Annotated in this window: 17 protein-coding genes; all 17 read left to right on the forward strand. The window is 58.7% G+C overall.

The window, feature by feature from the left end; all coding sequences use genetic code 11:
• Window positions 1-8: 8 nt before the first annotated feature.
• The gene (locus tag U8U68_RS01765; RefSeq protein WP_322199141.1) at window positions 9-341 is read left to right on the forward strand and encodes a hypothetical protein; all 333 of its coding nucleotides are present in this window, start codon (window positions 9-11) and stop codon (window positions 339-341) included.
• On the forward strand, window positions 328-1,026 hold the full coding sequence (locus tag U8U68_RS01770; protein WP_322199142.1) for a hypothetical protein: 699 nt from the start codon (window positions 328-330) through the stop codon (window positions 1,024-1,026). The genes U8U68_RS01765 and U8U68_RS01770 overlap by 14 nt, the downstream gene beginning before the upstream one ends.
• Window positions 1,027-1,087: 61 nt before the next feature.
• The gene (locus tag U8U68_RS01775) at window positions 1,088-1,597 is read left to right on the forward strand and encodes a LysM peptidoglycan-binding domain-containing protein (RefSeq protein ID WP_331679101.1); all 510 of its coding nucleotides are present in this window, start codon (window positions 1,088-1,090) and stop codon (window positions 1,595-1,597) included.
• On the forward strand, window positions 1,594-2,508 hold the full coding sequence (locus U8U68_RS01780) for a hypothetical protein (RefSeq protein WP_322199143.1): 915 nt from the start codon (window positions 1,594-1,596) through the stop codon (window positions 2,506-2,508). Before U8U68_RS01775 ends, U8U68_RS01780 begins: the two co-directional genes overlap by 4 nt.
• The gene (locus U8U68_RS01785; RefSeq protein WP_322199144.1) at window positions 2,486-2,815 is read left to right on the forward strand and encodes a hypothetical protein; all 330 of its coding nucleotides are present in this window, start codon (window positions 2,486-2,488) and stop codon (window positions 2,813-2,815) included. Before U8U68_RS01780 ends, U8U68_RS01785 begins: the two co-directional genes overlap by 23 nt.
• Window positions 2,815-3,159, forward strand: coding sequence for a histidine kinase (locus tag U8U68_RS01790; RefSeq protein ID WP_322199145.1), 345 nt, complete (start codon window positions 2,815-2,817; stop codon window positions 3,157-3,159). Before U8U68_RS01785 ends, U8U68_RS01790 begins: the two co-directional genes overlap by 1 nt.
• Window positions 3,134-4,189, forward strand: a complete 1,056-nt coding sequence (locus U8U68_RS01795) for a baseplate J/gp47 family protein (RefSeq protein WP_322199146.1) — start codon at window positions 3,134-3,136, stop codon at window positions 4,187-4,189. The genes U8U68_RS01790 and U8U68_RS01795 overlap by 26 nt, the downstream gene beginning before the upstream one ends.
• Window positions 4,186-4,653, forward strand: coding sequence for a (Fe-S)-binding protein (locus U8U68_RS01800; protein WP_322199147.1), 468 nt, complete (start codon window positions 4,186-4,188; stop codon window positions 4,651-4,653). Before U8U68_RS01795 ends, U8U68_RS01800 begins: the two co-directional genes overlap by 4 nt.
• Window positions 4,654-5,542: 889 nt before the next feature.
• Window positions 5,543-6,679, forward strand: a complete 1,137-nt coding sequence (locus U8U68_RS01805) for a D-alanyl-D-alanine carboxypeptidase family protein (RefSeq protein WP_322199148.1) — start codon at window positions 5,543-5,545, stop codon at window positions 6,677-6,679.
• A gap of 572 nt (window positions 6,680-7,251) precedes the next feature.
• On the forward strand, window positions 7,252-8,592 hold the full coding sequence (locus U8U68_RS01810) for a glucose-6-phosphate isomerase (RefSeq protein ID WP_322199149.1): 1,341 nt from the start codon (window positions 7,252-7,254) through the stop codon (window positions 8,590-8,592).
• Between the two features lie 148 nt (window positions 8,593-8,740).
• Window positions 8,741-9,154 carry a hypothetical protein gene (locus U8U68_RS01815; protein ID WP_322199150.1) on the forward strand — a complete coding sequence of 138 codons (414 nt, stop codon included), beginning with the start codon at window positions 8,741-8,743 and terminating at the stop codon, window positions 9,152-9,154.
• Between the two features lie 79 nt (window positions 9,155-9,233).
• A complete protein-coding gene (locus U8U68_RS01820) occupies window positions 9,234-9,725 on the forward strand; it encodes a YceD family protein (protein WP_322199151.1) in 492 nt (163 codons plus the stop codon).
• Window positions 9,726-9,782: 57 nt separating this feature from the next.
• The gene (rpmF, locus tag U8U68_RS01825; protein ID WP_322199152.1) at window positions 9,783-9,965 is read left to right on the forward strand and encodes a 50S ribosomal protein L32; all 183 of its coding nucleotides are present in this window, start codon (window positions 9,783-9,785) and stop codon (window positions 9,963-9,965) included.
• A 283-nt stretch (window positions 9,966-10,248) separates the two neighbouring features.
• Window positions 10,249-11,595 carry a DUF512 domain-containing protein gene (locus tag U8U68_RS01830; RefSeq protein ID WP_322199153.1) on the forward strand — a complete coding sequence of 449 codons (1,347 nt, stop codon included), beginning with the start codon at window positions 10,249-10,251 and terminating at the stop codon, window positions 11,593-11,595.
• Between the two features lie 119 nt (window positions 11,596-11,714).
• On the forward strand, window positions 11,715-13,043 hold the full coding sequence (der, locus tag U8U68_RS01835) for a ribosome biogenesis GTPase Der (protein WP_322199154.1): 1,329 nt from the start codon (window positions 11,715-11,717) through the stop codon (window positions 13,041-13,043).
• A gap of 49 nt (window positions 13,044-13,092) precedes the next feature.
• Complete coding sequence (plsY, locus tag U8U68_RS01840; RefSeq protein ID WP_322199155.1) at window positions 13,093-13,827, forward strand: glycerol-3-phosphate 1-O-acyltransferase PlsY; 735 nt, start codon at window positions 13,093-13,095, stop codon at window positions 13,825-13,827.
• A gap of 144 nt (window positions 13,828-13,971) precedes the next feature.
• A complete protein-coding gene (murA, locus tag U8U68_RS01845) occupies window positions 13,972-15,264 on the forward strand; it encodes a UDP-N-acetylglucosamine 1-carboxyvinyltransferase (RefSeq protein WP_322199156.1) in 1,293 nt (430 codons plus the stop codon).
• The last annotated feature ends 2 nt before the right edge of the window (window positions 15,265-15,266 follow it).

The raw sequence follows: 15,266 nt of genomic DNA on the forward strand, positions 1-15,266 counted from the left end.
AGGCGCGGATGGGGGACTTATCGCGGAACATCTACCGGCGCGCGCCGGTAGCGGTATTGATAAAAGGAGATGGCTCCCGGACCCTGGGCCGGGGGGCCGTGGCGCGGTTGAAAGGACAGGCTGGTATGTTTGGCCCCCGGCTGGCGGCGGAGATAGGCCTTTTATGCAGTCCGCTGTACGTGTTTACAGGCTGGCTGGAAGGGGTGCGGCCGGGGGACGCCCTGGAACAGGCCGGGCAGACGTACCGGGTGCTTTTGGCAGAGGAGCTGGCCATTGGCGGGACAAAAATATGCCTGCGGGTTCTGCTGGAAAAGGAGGTGGGCGCGGATGAGAGCCCATGAGCTATTAATAGATCTGCTGGAACGCTTTGCCCTGGCTGTGCCAGAGGCGGATTTTCGCTTGGGGTGGCGGCAGCTGCCGGCCGGACGGCTGCCCACCCGGCCGGTGGTTACCGGGCAGGTGGAAAAGGAGGTCCGGGCTGGAGGGGGCTGGGAGGCCAGCCTGGGGTTTACGGTATGGCTGCCCAGGAATGCCCAGGCGGACTGGGCGGAAGAAATTATGGCGGCCATTACCGCCACGGCAGAAACCGGACAAGCAGCCCCTACGGGGATGGAACGAGGGGCGGTCTGTGTGGACAAGAATACCGGGCTGCTGGCCCTGGCGGTAGTCTTTCGCTTTGGAGCGGTGGGAAGCGCTGCTGGCAAAAAGACCTATTCGGTCTGGCTGGACGGGAAGAAGTATGCGGTAACTGGGTGGAAAGTTTCGGTGGGGGGCAGTGTGGAAGAGCTGGTGGCCGTGGGCGAGGACGAGCCCTTTGCCTGTATGGGCAGAACCGTATATACCGTGGAGCTGAAAGGGCTTGGCGGCCTGGGACTGGCCCTGGAAGGAAGCGTTGCCCTTCAGGTGGAGAATTGGCGTTTTGAGGGCTGCCGGTGGAAGAGCCTCTCTGCTGAGGGCGGGGTACTGGTATCGGAAAAAAGGACGGAGGTGGAAGGATGGAGGAGCTGGAACGGGCTGAGGAACTGAGCCGGGAGCTGGAACGGGATAGCCGCCGCTATCCGGCGCAGCTGTGAAAGGGGGCGAAAGAGTGAACCTGATGACCATGCGTTTTAAAGACTTTACCTGGCGGATAAATCCTACCCAGCTGTATGTGGAATGCGCCCGGAACCTGAAGGAGACCCTGCTGCCCTTCCAGGGCGGGGAGGCCGTGGACCTGGGGCCCAAAAAGCGGCGGGTCAGCGGCGTGGGGTATTTTACCGGGGAGGACTGTGCCGGACAGTGGCGGCGCCTGGAAGCGCTGCTGGCCGAAGGCGGGCCGGGATATTTGCAGCTGCCTGGGCAGGCGCCTTTTTTGGCGGTGCTGGACAACCTAAAGCTGCTGGGAGAGGCAGGCGGGGGGCTGGTAAAGTACAGCTTTGCATTTACCGAGTATAAGGCCGGGGCTCGGTACCTGGGGGTGCGCTACGCGGCCGCTGGGGAGAGCCTGTGGGACTATGCCGGGCGCTTTGGCTGGGACATAGAAGCCCTGCGGGCGGCCAACCCCCATATACGGGACATCGCGGACCTGAAAGAGGGAGAGGAGGTGCATGCCCCATGACTTTTTGGGGAACTTTAGCCGGGGGCGGGCAGATGCTGCTGGGCGCCCCCAAGGAGGCGGTGCTGTCTTATGACAGGGAGGCCCCGGCCTGCCAGCTGAAAGCGATATTTCCCGCAGAGCGGATCTGGGAGGACCTGGAAGAGGTGCGGGTATACGAAGGCGGCCGGGGGCTGTTTCGGGGGATGGTAGATGAGCAGAACACCGCCATGGGCCCCAAGGGGCTGCTAGTGGAGTTGGTGTGCAGAAGCCGGGAAGCCCTGCTGCTGGACAACGAGGCGGAGCCCAGAGCTTTTGGGAACCCTTCTTTGGGCGCTATCCGGCGCAGGCTGCTGGAGCCCCTGGGCTTTGACCAGGTGACAGGAGAGGACGGACGCTTTCCTGGGGAGCTTTTGGTGGAGAAGGGGCGGTCTTGCTGGCAGGTGCTGGCAGAATTCTGCCAGGACTACCTGGGCACCCGGCCCTATGTGGACTTTGAGGGAGTCCTGCACTGCGAGGGGGCCGGGCCCGGGGAACTGGAGCTGGACCGAGTGATGGAGGCCAAACTGTGCCGCCTGCCCTGTAAACGGCTGAGTGCCCTATACAAGCAGGGATACCGCGGGGGCTATGATACCCGGTTTACCGACCCGGAGGCGGCTGTTCCCAGGCGTAGGTACATTAGCGCCCAAAGCGGCCAAAACCCCCGGCAGCTGCTGAAAGAGGCCCGGCAGGCGAGCTTTTTGCTGACAGTAACCTGTGCGGGGGCCTGGTGGCCCCAGGGAGACTGCACCGCCCGGGTGGCCCTGCCCCGGGTGGGACGATTTGTGGGATGCCCGGTAAAAAAGGCGGTGGTGTGGATGGATGGCAGCGGAGTGCGCACTCGGCTGACCCTGGAGAAAGGAGAGGATGAGCGTGTGGCTGACAGAGAGGCTTAAGCCCGGAGATAACGTGCGGCTGCGCAGTGGGCTGGTGGAGAGCGAGGGGGGCTTTGCGGTGCGGAGCGACAGCGAGCACCGGGCCCCAGAGCAGCTGTTTCCCTATGGTTTTGCCAGCGCCGCCCAGAGCGGCCGCCCGGCGGTGATGCTGAATGGCTACTGCGCGGGGCTGGCCAGCGCCCCGGACCCCACCCTGGAAGAGGGCGAGGTACGGCTGTACTCGGCCGGAGGGGCGGAAATTTTGCTGAAAAATAACGGGCAGGTGGTGGTGAACGGCCAGGTCTTTGCCCCAAAGGAGGCGGGGTGATGGACCTAAAGCTGGAAAACGGAAACATCGCCCTGGGCCCTGGGGGCCTGCCCCAGATGGTGGGAGGCCTGGAGGAGCTGCTGCAAAACGCCTGGCTGCGGCTGAGCATCCGCCGGGGCAGCCTGCCCTATTGCCGGGAACTGGGCAGCGGACTGTGGCAGTGGGACCCCCAGGAGGACCACGCCCTGGACCGGGCTGTGGCACTGGCGAATGAAGCCCTTCTGGACCTGCCGGGGGCGCGGGCCAAAAGGGCGGAGGCAACAGAGGACGGCGTGCGGTTTTTGATGGAGACGCCGCTGGGAGAGGGGGAAATTATCATTGGAGACATACCAAGAGATACTTGACAGGATGCGGAGACAGTACGCGGACAAAAGCGGCGGGACACCCGACGAAGCGGGGGACATTGGCATACGCCTACAGGTGCTGGCCGGAGAAATCTACCGCTTGCAGGCGGGGATTGAGTGGGTCCGGCGGGAGGCGTTTCCCCAAACGGCCCAGGGGGAGCAGCTGGACCGCCACGGGGCCCAGCGGGGGCTGGCCAGAAAGCCCGCCCAAAAAGCCCAGGGGGTGCTGCACTTTTGCCGGTACCTGCCCCTAAGCTTTGACCTGGTGATTCCCAAAGGCACGGTATGCGCCGCTTACGGAGACGAGGCGGTGGAGTATGAGACCACCCAGGACGTGTCTTTGCCCGCTGGAGACCTAGCTGTGGGGGCCCCGGCCCAGGCGGTGGAAGCAGGCAGCCGGGGAAACGCGGCCTCTAACTACATTAACACTTTGGTGACGCCGGTCAACGGCATACAGTATGTGATGAACCACGGCGCCTTTACCGGTGGGGCCGAGGCGGAGGACGACGAGGCCTACCGCCAGCGGGTGCTGGAGGCCTTTTCCCGGCCTATTTTAATGGGCAATCCGGCCTACTATGAGGCCCTGGCCCGGGCGGTGCCGGGGGTGACAAAGGCCCAGGCCGTAGCGGCGGAAAGCGGCGGGGCGGCAGTGTACCTTTGGGGAGAAGGCCAGGCCCCGGACGAAGCCCTGCTGGCCGCGGCCACAGAAGCTTTGAGCCGGGAAAAGCCCCTGGGGGCGGCATTGACCATACAGGCGGCCACCACCCGCAAATGCAATGTGATGGCCACCATGAAGATGCGGCCCGGGCTGAACTTTGCAGAGGCCAAGGAGCGGGCCAAAGCCGCCCTGGGTCAGTGGTTTGACCAAAGGGAGATTGGCGGCGGGGTGTATACAGGGGACTTAGCCCGGGTAATCCTGGGAGACTCCGCCATTGGCAAGCTGACCTTGAACAACGCGATTGCGGACTATGCCGGGGCGGCGGGAGTATTGCCCATTATGGGCGTGGTCTCCCTGACGGAGGCCGCATGAGCGCCGGGGAGGACCTGCGCCGGATTCTTTCTGCCACAGGCGCGTACCAGTTGACCGGCAGCAGTCCGCTGGACTGGGAGTTGGACGCCTACGCCGAAGGATTGGACGCGGCGTGGGCACAGGTAGACCGGGCACTGGCGGAGCTGTTCATTGAGACCGCGCCAGAAGAAACGCTGGGCCAGTGGGAGATTTTGTTCCACGGCCAGGCCCTGCCGGGAGAACCGGCGGACCGCAGGCGGGCGCTGCTGGGGCTGCTGGGGGCCTACCGGGGGCCGGGGACCCTGGCGGAACTGAGGAGCGTGGTAGAAGCGGCGGGGATTGACGGCGCGGTGGAAGAGACAGAGACAGGAGTAATCATTCGGGCTAAAGGATTTTTGGGCGTGAGCGAGACGGAGGCCAGACGGCTGCTGGCGAGGCTGATGCCACTGCATCTAAACTGGGAACTGATTGTGGAAACGGAATAGGCGAAGAGGGCTTCTCACAGGGGAAGCCCTCTTTTTTTCGGAAAGGCCCAGAACCCCAAGGGGAAGCCGGCGGGACCACAGAGGGCGTCTCCTTGGCAACAGATAAAGCTTATGGTTCACACAGGCTAGGGCTTGTTTGAAAAATCGCAAACACCGTCTTTTTGCCCGGTCCGGGCGGATTTGTGTGTGGAAAATCCTTGTAATACGAAAGGATTCCTTGCGGCTTTCTTCGTCAAACCGCACCGGCCAGGGCAAAAAGACGGCATTTTCTCTGTTTTCAAACCAGCCCTAGAGTCTGTGTGAAAACTCCGAAACAGGGGCTGTTTTGCCCAGAAATGGTGGCTTCAGCGTCAAAAATTCTGGAAAGGCGCCAGCATTTCTTGCGGCTTTTTTCCTTGCAAGGGCCCCTCTTCCGGGCCAAAAAAGATCATTTTTCTCTATTTTCAAACAAGCTCTATTAAAATTTAGAATCTTTTGTTTTAGGACAGAAACAAGGATATCTTAACTTGAAAAATTGATTTTGCTGTTTCTTTAGTGGATGGACGATAGCGCCCGCCCCGGCCGGCGCAGCGCCGGGGCACAGGACCATAGTCAAAGGCCAGGGGGCTTGCCGCGGTTTTTTCCGGCAGCGGAGAGCAGAGGAAGGGCGGCACGGTAAACCCCAGGCCCCCGAACCACAGATACCGCAAGGGGGACCCCCAGGGCAAATCGTACTGCATCAAATAACGTAGACCGCAAAGGAGCAGCCCCACAACCGGAACATATACCGTAAAGGGGGCACTCACTGGGCATGACCGGGCCGCTGGGCGCATATTAGTAGAACAATGGAGGCAACACCCCACAAAAACCTTGCCACAGTGTTGCTTTGAAAGGGAAAGGATGATCTGTTGTGAAAAAGTATTTGGCCCTTCTTCTTGCTCTGCTGACAGCGGCCCTCTCTCTGCCGGCTTTGACCGCCCACGGCCAGGAGGAGCTGACCCTTTCGGCCCCGGCGGCGGTGCTGATGGAGGCCGGCACCGGGCAGGTACTCTTTGAAAAAAACGCCCATGAGGTGCGTCCCTGTGCCTCTATCACCAAAGTAATGACCCTGTGCCTGACCTTTGACGCCCTGGAGGCGGGCCAGCTGCGCCTGGAGGACCAGCTGACGGCCTCTGCCCACGCGGCCTCCATGGGCGGGTCGGACATCTGGCTGAAAGAGGGAGAGCAGATGAGCGTGGACGACCTGCTAAAAGCCACGGTGATTATGAGCGCCAACGACGCGGCGGTGGTGCTGGCCGAAAACGTGGCGGGCAGCGAAGAGGCCTTTGTGGCCAGAATGAACGAAAAAGCCCAGGAGCTGGGCATGGGGGACAGCACCTTTAAAAATTGCAACGGGCTGGATGAGGAGGGCCATGTGACCAGTGCCTTTGACGTGGCACTGATGAGCCGGGAACTGATCAAACACAAAAAAATTCAGGACTACACGCTCACCTGGATTGACTATGTACGGGACGGGGCCACCCAGCTGGTGAACACCAACAAACTGATCCGCAGCTACCAGGGCATTACGGGGCTAAAGACCGGCACTACCACCCAGGCGGGCAGCTGTATCACTGCCACGGCGGAGCGGGGCGGCCTGCGGCTGATCGCGGTGGTGCTGGGGGCCCCCAGCACGGACGACCGGTTCCGGGACGCGGCGGCGCTGCTGGACTATGGGTTTGCCGGGTGGACCGTCACCGTGCCCGAGAGCCCGGAGCTGCCGCCGGTGGCGGTGGCGGGGGGCATGGAGGAAACAGTACCCGTGCGCGCGGGCGAGATGCCGGAGATTCTGATGAGGACCTCGGCTAAAGGAGAGGTGGAGGAAAAAATCAGCTGGAAGCAGGGGGTGACTGCTCCGGTAAAAGAGGGGGATGTGCTGGGGAAGATCAGCTATCTGGCAGGGGGAGAGACCGTGGCCCAGGTGGAGATTAAAGCGGCGGGAGAGGTGGCGGCCATTACCTTTGGCTCGGCCTTTGGATATTTGCTGCGGGGGCTGCTGACGCTATAGGAGCGAGAAGGGTTTTAAGGCAACACCGCACAATTCTAAGCACCGTCCTGCTTGCAGATTTTCCGTGATAGCGCACAGCTTTCGCTGGTCAATGGTGAGATGGACGGCGCTCAATCTGTACCCTCTGAAGAAAAATCTGACTGCGCAATACGGTGCTTAGAATTGTGCGGTATTGCCTTAAGGAAAGAGCAGACGGTGAAGAGGCGAAGAGCTGGCTTTAGTCCATGCTTCGCCTCTTCTCGGGTCCGGGGATGAAGCGCCCGGGCTTTGTCTGCCGTCTTGGCCGGATCCATAAGGGCGGTGCTGTGCCCTTTCCTTTTTGGGAAGCGGCTTTCCAGGCGGCAAGGGGGATTTTCCCCTTTTTTCTGGCGGCGCCCGCTTTTGGCAGAGACTCTGCACAAAAAGACGCCCGGAGAATTTAGAGATATTTCATAAAACCCCCTCTTGCAAAACAGAAAAATATATTGTAAAATAAGAGTAATAAAAATCCCGGCGTTGGGCGGAGGAATCTTTCAGTTTTATAGAGGCTGGTTTCTTCCCTGGCGGACGGAAAGAGTAAAGGAGTTTTGCAAATGCCGCTAAAATTGGACGACAGGTATTTAAAAGGCTTTATTTCTCAACATGAGTTCGACGGTATGCAGCCCGCTGTGCAGGCCGCCAGCGATCTATTGGCCTCTGGAAAAGGCCCGGGGAATGACTTTTTGGGCTGGACCACCCTTCCCGAGGATTATGACAAGGAGGAGTTTGCCCGCATCAAGGCCGCGGCCCAGCGGGTAAAGGAAAATTCTCAGGTGTTTGTGGTCATTGGCATCGGGGGCTCCTACCTGGGGGCCCGGGCCGCTATTGAATTTTTGAAGTCCGACCATTACAACGCCCTGCCAAAGGATACGCCGGATATCTATTTTACCGGCAATAGCATTAGCTCTACCGCTTTGCAGGAGCTGGTGACGATTTGCCAGGACAAGGACGTTTCCATCAACATGATCTCCAAGTCCGGCACTACCACCGAGCCCGCCATTGCGTTCCGGGTGTTCCGGGAGCTGCTGGAAAAGAAATATGGCAAAGAAGGGGCCCGGCAGCGCGTTTTCTGCACCACGGATAAGGCCAAGGGCACTTTGAAGCAGCTGGCTGACGCCGAGGGCTACGAGACGTTTGTGGTACCGGATAATGTGGGCGGACGCTACTCGGTGCTGACCGCCGTGGGGCTTTTGCCCATTGCCGTGGCGGGGTGTGACGTTGACGCCTTGATGGAAGGGGCGCGCAAGGCCATGAAAGCCTATAGCAGCCCGGTGCTGGAGGAGAACGACTGCTACAAGTATGCGGCGGCCCGGAACATCCTATACAACAAGGGCAAGTCCGTAGAGGTGATGGTGAGCTATGAGCCCTGCTACGCCATGATGAACGAATGGTGGAAGCAGCTGTATGGAGAGAGCGAGGGCAAGGACCAGAAAGGCCTGTTCCCAGCCTCGGTGGTGTTTTCCACGGACCTGCACTCCATGGGGCAGTATATCCAGGACGGCCGGCGGCAGTTGTTTGAGACCGTAGTGCTCATTGACAGCCCCAAGCACCAGGTGACTCTGGGCAAGGACCCCACGGACGTGGACGGACTGAACTATCTGGAGGGCCGGACCATGGCCTTTGTCAACGAGAAGGCTTTTGAGGGGACCGTGCTGGCCCACAACGACGGCGGCGTGCCCAATGTGGTGCTGCACGCCAGCGACTTTTCTGAAGAGACTTTGGGGCAGATTATCTACTTTTTTGAGAAAGCCTGCGCCATTTCCGGCTATCTGCTGGGTGTGAATCCCTTTGACCAGCCTGGGGTGGAAAGCTATAAGAAGAACATGTTCGCCCTGCTGGGCAAGCCCGGGTACGAAGCCCAAAAGGCGGCGCTGGAGGAGCGCCTGAACGGTTAAAAAAAGTCCAGTACCGGACATTGGGCAAAGGCCGGTGCCTATTGGCAGAGGGAGAAGTTCCCGTGGGAAATCTTTCCCGTCATTTGGCCCGGGTAAATGCTCTTACTATTTTGTGAGAGCAATAATTTAAAAATAAAGGAGCAAAAAAATGGTTACTCTTTTGACTGGTAAAAAAGGTTCGGGCAAGACAAAGAAGCTCATTGAGATGGTCAACGCCGCCCTGGAAAAGTCCAACGGCAACGTGGTGGTCATTGAGAAAGGCCAGCAGATGACCTACAACATTCCCTATGCCGCCCGCTTGGTGGATTCTGACGCCTATGATATTAAGGGCGAGGACGCCCTGCTGGGCTTTATCAGCGGCATTTGCGCGGGCAACTATGACGTGACCGACATCTTTGTGGACTCCACCCTAAAGATTACCGGCACTGGGGCCGAGGCCTGCGCTTACCTGGTACCCGAGCTGAAAAAGCTTAGCGAGTCCGCCAGTACCTCGATTGTGCTTTCCATCTCTGCCGCCGACGAGGATATTCCCGCCCAGGTGGCTGACTGTGTGCTGAAATAACGGCAAAATTCTCCTGGCTTCGGGCTTGACAAAGGTCCTTTTAACAGGTATAATATACCGGTACGGCATGAGGTGCGATATGGTGATCGATATAAAAAAGTATTTTCAGTCTGATGGCCTTGAGGACAAGGTCAGCTGCCAGCTGGACTTTTCCGGGGTGGAATTGGGCGGCGTCAAGCCGTTTTGTGCGCCCGTGAAGGTAGAGGCTGCGCTGAAAGGCTTTGCGAGCGCGGTGGATTTTCAGGCGCGGGTGGAGTTTTCCCTTTTGATGCCCTGTGACCGCTGCGCGGAGGAGTTCACCAGAGAGTACGAGAAAACCTTCCGTCATATGCTGGTTCGGGAGACCCAGGGTGAAGAGGATGAAGACACCATCCTGACGCCTGAGGAAAAGCTGGACTTGGACAGGCTAGTGCTGGAGGACGTCCTGCTGAACATGCCCGGTCAGTTCCTTTGTAAAGAGGACTGCAAGGGCTTGTGCCCCACCTGCGGAACCAACTGGAACCACGGGATGTGTGGCTGCGGCGGCCCGGTGATAGACCCGCGGCTGGAGGTTTTGAAGGAATTGCTGTAGGTTAAATGAAAAAGTTGGGATAATGTACGAGTTTTTGAAGCTAAGGAGGTGCTGAAAATGGCGGTACCCAAGAGAAAGGTGTCCAGTGCGCGGCAGAATAAGCGGCGCTCTAATGTGTGGAAGCTGCAAGCCCCTGCTCTGACCAAGTGTGCCCAGTGCGGCAGCTACAAGGCTCCTCACCGGGTTTGCCCCACCTGCGGCTATTATAATGGCCGGAAAGTGGTTGAGGTGGACCAATAAGCAGGTTTCCATAAGGAAGATCGAAAAGGGAAACGCCCCCTTGGCAATGCCAATGAGATGGGTGCTTCCCTTTTTTGATTTAGTGAGAATAAAAAGCGGAAAGCAGTGCATATCAAACAATGCATCATTAAGGATTTGTTTGCGTGGAAGGCTTTAGAGCCCTGGAACCCGGCTTTTTTAAGGGGAAAACCTGCCGTGGATTCAGGAGCGCGGGCGGGCTTTTTAAGCGGCTGCCAGGGATTTTCCATAAATGTGGGACAGCTTTCCCGGTAAGGAGGAGGCAATGGTTAGAATTGACGGAGTAGAGCCGGGAAGCCGGGCCCAGCGGGCCGGAATTTTGCCCGGAGACCTACTGGTGAGTATGAATGGCCACTCAGTAACAGATGTGCTGGACTTCCGCTTTTATGAGACCGAGCGAGAGCTTCGGCTGGTACTGCGACGGGAGGGACGGGACTTGGCGGTGGAACTGATAAAACCGCAGTATGCCGGGCTGGGGCTGGAATTTGAGACCTACTTGATGGACCAGCAGCGTTCTTGCCGAAACAAGTGCGTGTTCTGCTTTATTGACCAGCTTCCCCCTGGAATGCGGGAGACCCTTTATTTTAAGGATGACGATAACCGGCTAAGCTTTCTGTTTGGAAACTATATTACGTTAACCAATATCGATGATAGGGAGATTGACCGCATTCTGCAAATGCACATTAGTCCGATCAATATTTCCGTGCACACCATGGACCCCGCGCTGCGCTGCAAGATGATGAACAACCGGTTTGCCGGGGATTCTCTGCGGTATCTTTACAGGCTGGCAGAGGGGGGCGTGCAACTGAATTGCCAAATTGTGCTGTGCCCTGGGCTTAACGACGGGGCGGCGCTGGAGTATAGTTTGAGAGAGTTATGTAAACTTGGGGGCGCCATACAGAGCGTGGCCTGTGTGCCAGTGGGCTTAACCCGCTACCGCCAAGGGCTGTATCCGCTGATTCCTTTTGATCAAGACACAGCCGGGGCGGCGCTGGAAATCATTGAAAAATGGGGGAGCCGCTGCCTGAAAGAGCGGGGGGCCCGAACCGTGTTTGCGGCGGACGAGCTATATCTTTTGGCAGAGAGAGAGCTGCCGCCAGTGGAATTTTACGAAGATTTTCCTCAGATTGAGAACGGCGTGGGCATGCTGCGGGACCTGGAACAGGGCTTTTTATGGGCCGTGGAGGATCTGGAGCCCTGGGGCGGAAAGCGGCGGGTGACCATCCCCACGGGAGAAGCGGCCTTGGGTTTTTTGAATAAAATGCTTGACGTGCTCCGGGAAAAATGCGATAATTTAACTATCGACTTAGTCCCTATCCACAATGATTTCTTTGGGGGCACGGTGAATGTGACGGGCCTGCTGACTGGGCGGGACATCATAGCCCAACTTTCCGGGCGAGAGCTGGGAAACGAGATTTTGATTGCGGGGAATATGCTGAAGGCAGGAGAGGATGTTTTCCTGGATGACATGACCCTGGAGCGGCTGAGCCAGGCCCTGGGCAAACCGGCCCGGCGGGTGGGCAGCACGGGAGAGGAACTGCTGGCGGCCATTCTGGGGCAAGAAACGCCGGGCGTGACAGAACACCAGCCCTATGAGGGTGCGGGAACTTAAAAGCTCCGGCAGACGCTTACCCCTTGCCCCTGCCAGGCATTTTGCGGTTCTGGAGCCAGCTTTTACTGGTGCTCTCCGGGGCCGCGGGGAAATTTGCATTTTCAAAAGGAGGCTTTCATATGGCAAAACCCATTGTGGCTATTGTCGGCCGGCCCAATGTGGGCAAATCGACCTTGTTTAACAAAATCGTGGGGCGCAGGCTCTCCATTGTGGAGGACACCCCCGGTGTCACCAGGGACCGGATTTTTGGCGACGCCGAATGGTGCGGCAGGGAATTTTCCCTGGTGGATACCGGCGGTCTGGAGCCTGCCTCTAAGGACATTCTAATTTCCCAGATGCGGGAACAGGTACAGATCGCCATTGACGCGGCCAGTGTGATTATTTTGGTCACCGACCTGCGGGCCGGAGTGACAGCCAACGACATCGAGGTGGCCGAGCTGCTGCAAAAAAGCGGCCGCCCTGTGGTGCTGTGCGTCAATAAGTGCGACAGCGTGGGCCAGCCTCCGGCAGAGTTTTATGAATTTTACAACCTGGGCCTGGGAGACCCGGTGATGGTCTCTTCTGTCCATGGCCACGGCACTGGGGACCTGCTGGACCGGGTGCTGGAGGACCTGCCCCAAGCGGAGGAAGAGGGGCCCGATGGAGAGATTATTAAAGTGGCAGTGATTGGAAAGCCCAACGTGGGCAAGTCCTCGCTGGTGAACCGGGTGGCGGGGGAAAACCGCTGCATTGTCTCTGATATGGCGGGCACCACCCGGGACGCGGTGGACATGACCATTGAGAACCGTTTTGGCACTTTCACCTTTATCGACACCGCTGGGCTGCGGAAAAAGGCCAAGGTGGAGGATTCCATTGAGTATTACAGCAACCTGCGGGCCGAAATGGCTGTGGAGCGGGCGGACGTGTGCCTGATTCTTATCGACGGTACGGTGGGCTTTACGGACCAGGATTCTAAGGTGGCGGGCATTGCCCACGAGGCAGGCAAGGGCTGCGTCATCTGCGTGAACAAGTGGGACGCGGTGGAAAAGGACGACAAGACCATGGACCAAATGCGCCTAAAACTGGCCCAGGACTTTGCCTTTATGAGCTATGCGCCCATTATCTTTATCTCTGCCAAAACAGGCCAGCGGCTGGACCGGATGTTTGAACTCATCAAGCTGGCGGCCATGAGCAACGCGATGCGGGTGACCACCGGGGCCCTAAACGACGTGCTGGCCCAGGCCACAGCCCGGGTGCAGCCCCCCACGGACAAGGGGAGGCGGCTGAAGATCTACTATATTACCCAGGCCAGTACCAAGCCCCCCACCTTTGTGTGCTTTGTTAACGACCACGAGCTGTTCCACTACTCTTACCAGCGGTTTATTGTCAACCGCATACGGGAGACCTTTGGCCTGGAGTGCACCCCGGTGCGCCTGCTGATTCGAGACAAAAAGGACGAGAAAGCGTAGGGCGTACGAACGCTTATGGGAATACGTCCAAACTATAGGGGGAAAGAACATGTCAAAGCAAGAGCTTTACTGTGGGATCGGGCTGGCCGTTTCGGCGGTCATCGGGTATCTTCTGGGGGGGATTAACTGGGCCATTATCCTAACCCGCATTGTCCAGCGGAAGGACATCCGCAACCAGGGCAGCGGCAATGCAGGCATGACCAACGTGCTGCGAAGCGTGGGCAAGCTGCCGGCGCTGCTGACCTTTGTGGGGGACTTTCTCAAGTGCGTGACGGCGGTGCTGCTGGGCCAGCTGGTGATGCGCTGGGTTATGATGAGCCCAGCGGTGCTGGCCGGTTCCACCCTTTTCTCCAGCGAGGTGTTCCAGTATGCCCGGTACCTGGCGGGCGCGGCCTGCGTGGTGGGGCATATTTTCCCCATCTACTACGGATTCCGGGGGGGAAAGGGCATTGTGGCCGCCGCGGCCATGATTCTGCTGGTAGACTGGCGGGTGTTTTTGCTGGTCATCGCCACTTTCCTGGTTCTCTTTATCGCCAGAAGGATTATCTCCCTGGCCTCGGTGGTGTGCGCGGCGGCGTACCCGGTATATACCTTTTTGGTGGCCTTTTTCCTGGACTACGGGGGCAGCCCCTGGGCCGGGAACAAGGGGCACTCGCTGGCATACCTGCTGGTGGCCACAGGGGCGGCGCTGTTCATTGGGGTGCTGGTGCTGGTAAAGCACCGGGCCAACATAGGGCGGCTGCTACGGGGCCAGGAAAAGCCGATTATTGGCAAAGGGAAGTAGCGGGCTTTAAAGTTTACATAATTTTCACATATTACCAGCTGCCCATTGACTTTTTTGCCCGGATGTATTATTATAGCTCTTGGACCCAATACTAAGAGTAAAGTCAATTCCGGCCTGTCCTGCGGGCCATAAGGAAGTGTAAATTTGGATAAATATGTGATACATGGGGGGCGTCGCCTTTGCGGCGAGGTCAATATTAGTGGTGCAAAAAACGCGGCAGTGGCTATTTTGCCCGCCATCATTCTGTCCGATTCTCCTTGCTGTATAGAAAATTTGCCAGATATTTCAGACGTGAAAAACTCCGCTTATATTTTAGAGGAGATGGGGGCCCGGGTGGAGTATCCGGACCGGCACACCATGGTGATTGACCCCCGCCCCATTGACACGGACACCGTGAGCGCCGACGTGGCCCGGCGGATGCGGGGCTCGTATTATTTTATTGGCGCTTTGCTGGGCCGGTGCCGCCGGGCGCTGGTGCCCCTGCCCGGGGGCTGCGACTTTGGCGTACGGCCCATTGACCAGCATTTAAAGGGTTTTGAGGCCCTGGGCTGTGAGCACAGCCTGGACAACGGCGGCATGATCTCTGTTACCGCGCCGAACGACCTGCACGGGGCCCATATTTATCTGGACGTGGTCACAGTGGGGGCCACCATGAATATTATGCTTACTGCCGTTAAAGCCCGGGGCGTTACGGTCATTGAAAACGCCGCCCGAGAGCCCCACGTGGTGGACCTGGCCAACTTTTTGAACACCATGGGGGCCGATATCCGGGGCGCGGGCACGGATACCATCAAGATCCATGGGGTTCAGCAGCTGCGGGGGGTGACCTATACCATCATCCCAGACCAGATTGAGGCCGGCACATATATGATGGCCGCGGCCGCCACCTACGGGGACATCACTGTGAAAAACGTGACCCCCAAGCACCTGGAGTCCATCTCCGCCAAGCTGGTGGAAATGGGGGTACGGGTGGAAGAGGGCGACGATACGGTGCGGGTTACCTGCGACCGGCAGCTGCGCAAATGCAATGTAAAAACTCTGCCCCACCCGGGTTTTCCCACCGACATGCAGCCCCAAATCACCACCCTGCTGACCACGGCGGGGGGCATCAGCATGGTGACAGAGAGCATCTTTAGCGGCGGACGCTTTAAATATGTGGACGAGCTGCGGAACATGGGGGCACAGATTACCGTAGAGGGCAGCCTGGCCGTGGTAGAGGGCGTACAAAGGCTAAAGGGCGCCCCGGTGCGGGCCCTGGACCTGAGAGCCGGTGTGGCCATGATTTTGGCTGGGCTGATGGCCAGCGGCGTCACCCAGGTGGAAAACATCCGGTTTATCGAGCGCGGCTACGAAAATATTGTAGACAAGCTGGCGGGGCTGGGAGCGGATATCTTCTATCAGTCCGCGCCGGAGCCCAGGATGTATCATATTGGATGAGC

This window comes from Acutalibacter intestini (assembly GCF_034334985.1).
Taxonomy (GTDB): domain Bacteria; phylum Bacillota; class Clostridia; order Oscillospirales; family Acutalibacteraceae; genus Acutalibacter; species Acutalibacter intestini.

Bases quoted from the DNA above. Each gene is read 5' to 3' on its own strand.
- U8U68_RS01765 (WP_322199141.1), top strand. From the start codon at position 9: ATGGGGGACTTATCGCGGAACATCTACCGGCGCGCGCCGGTAGCGGTA.
- U8U68_RS01770 (WP_322199142.1), top strand. From the start codon at position 328: ATGAGAGCCCATGAGCTATTAATAGATCTGCTGGAACGCTTTGCCCTG.
- U8U68_RS01780 (WP_322199143.1), top strand. From the start codon at position 1,594: ATGACTTTTTGGGGAACTTTAGCCGGGGGCGGGCAGATGCTGCTGGGC.
- U8U68_RS01790 (WP_322199145.1), top strand. From the start codon at position 2,815: ATGGACCTAAAGCTGGAAAACGGAAACATCGCCCTGGGCCCTGGGGGC.
- U8U68_RS01800 (WP_322199147.1), top strand. From the start codon at position 4,186: ATGAGCGCCGGGGAGGACCTGCGCCGGATTCTTTCTGCCACAGGCGCG.
- U8U68_RS01810 (WP_322199149.1), top strand. From the start codon at position 7,252: ATGCCGCTAAAATTGGACGACAGGTATTTAAAAGGCTTTATTTCTCAA.
- U8U68_RS01815 (WP_322199150.1), top strand. From the start codon at position 8,741: ATGGTTACTCTTTTGACTGGTAAAAAAGGTTCGGGCAAGACAAAGAAG.
- U8U68_RS01820 (WP_322199151.1), top strand. From the start codon at position 9,234: ATGGTGATCGATATAAAAAAGTATTTTCAGTCTGATGGCCTTGAGGAC.
- rpmF (WP_322199152.1), top strand. From the start codon at position 9,783: ATGGCGGTACCCAAGAGAAAGGTGTCCAGTGCGCGGCAGAATAAGCGG.
- U8U68_RS01830 (WP_322199153.1), top strand. From the start codon at position 10,249: ATGGTTAGAATTGACGGAGTAGAGCCGGGAAGCCGGGCCCAGCGGGCC.
- der (WP_322199154.1), top strand. From the start codon at position 11,715: ATGGCAAAACCCATTGTGGCTATTGTCGGCCGGCCCAATGTGGGCAAA.
- plsY (WP_322199155.1), top strand. From the start codon at position 13,093: ATGTCAAAGCAAGAGCTTTACTGTGGGATCGGGCTGGCCGTTTCGGCG.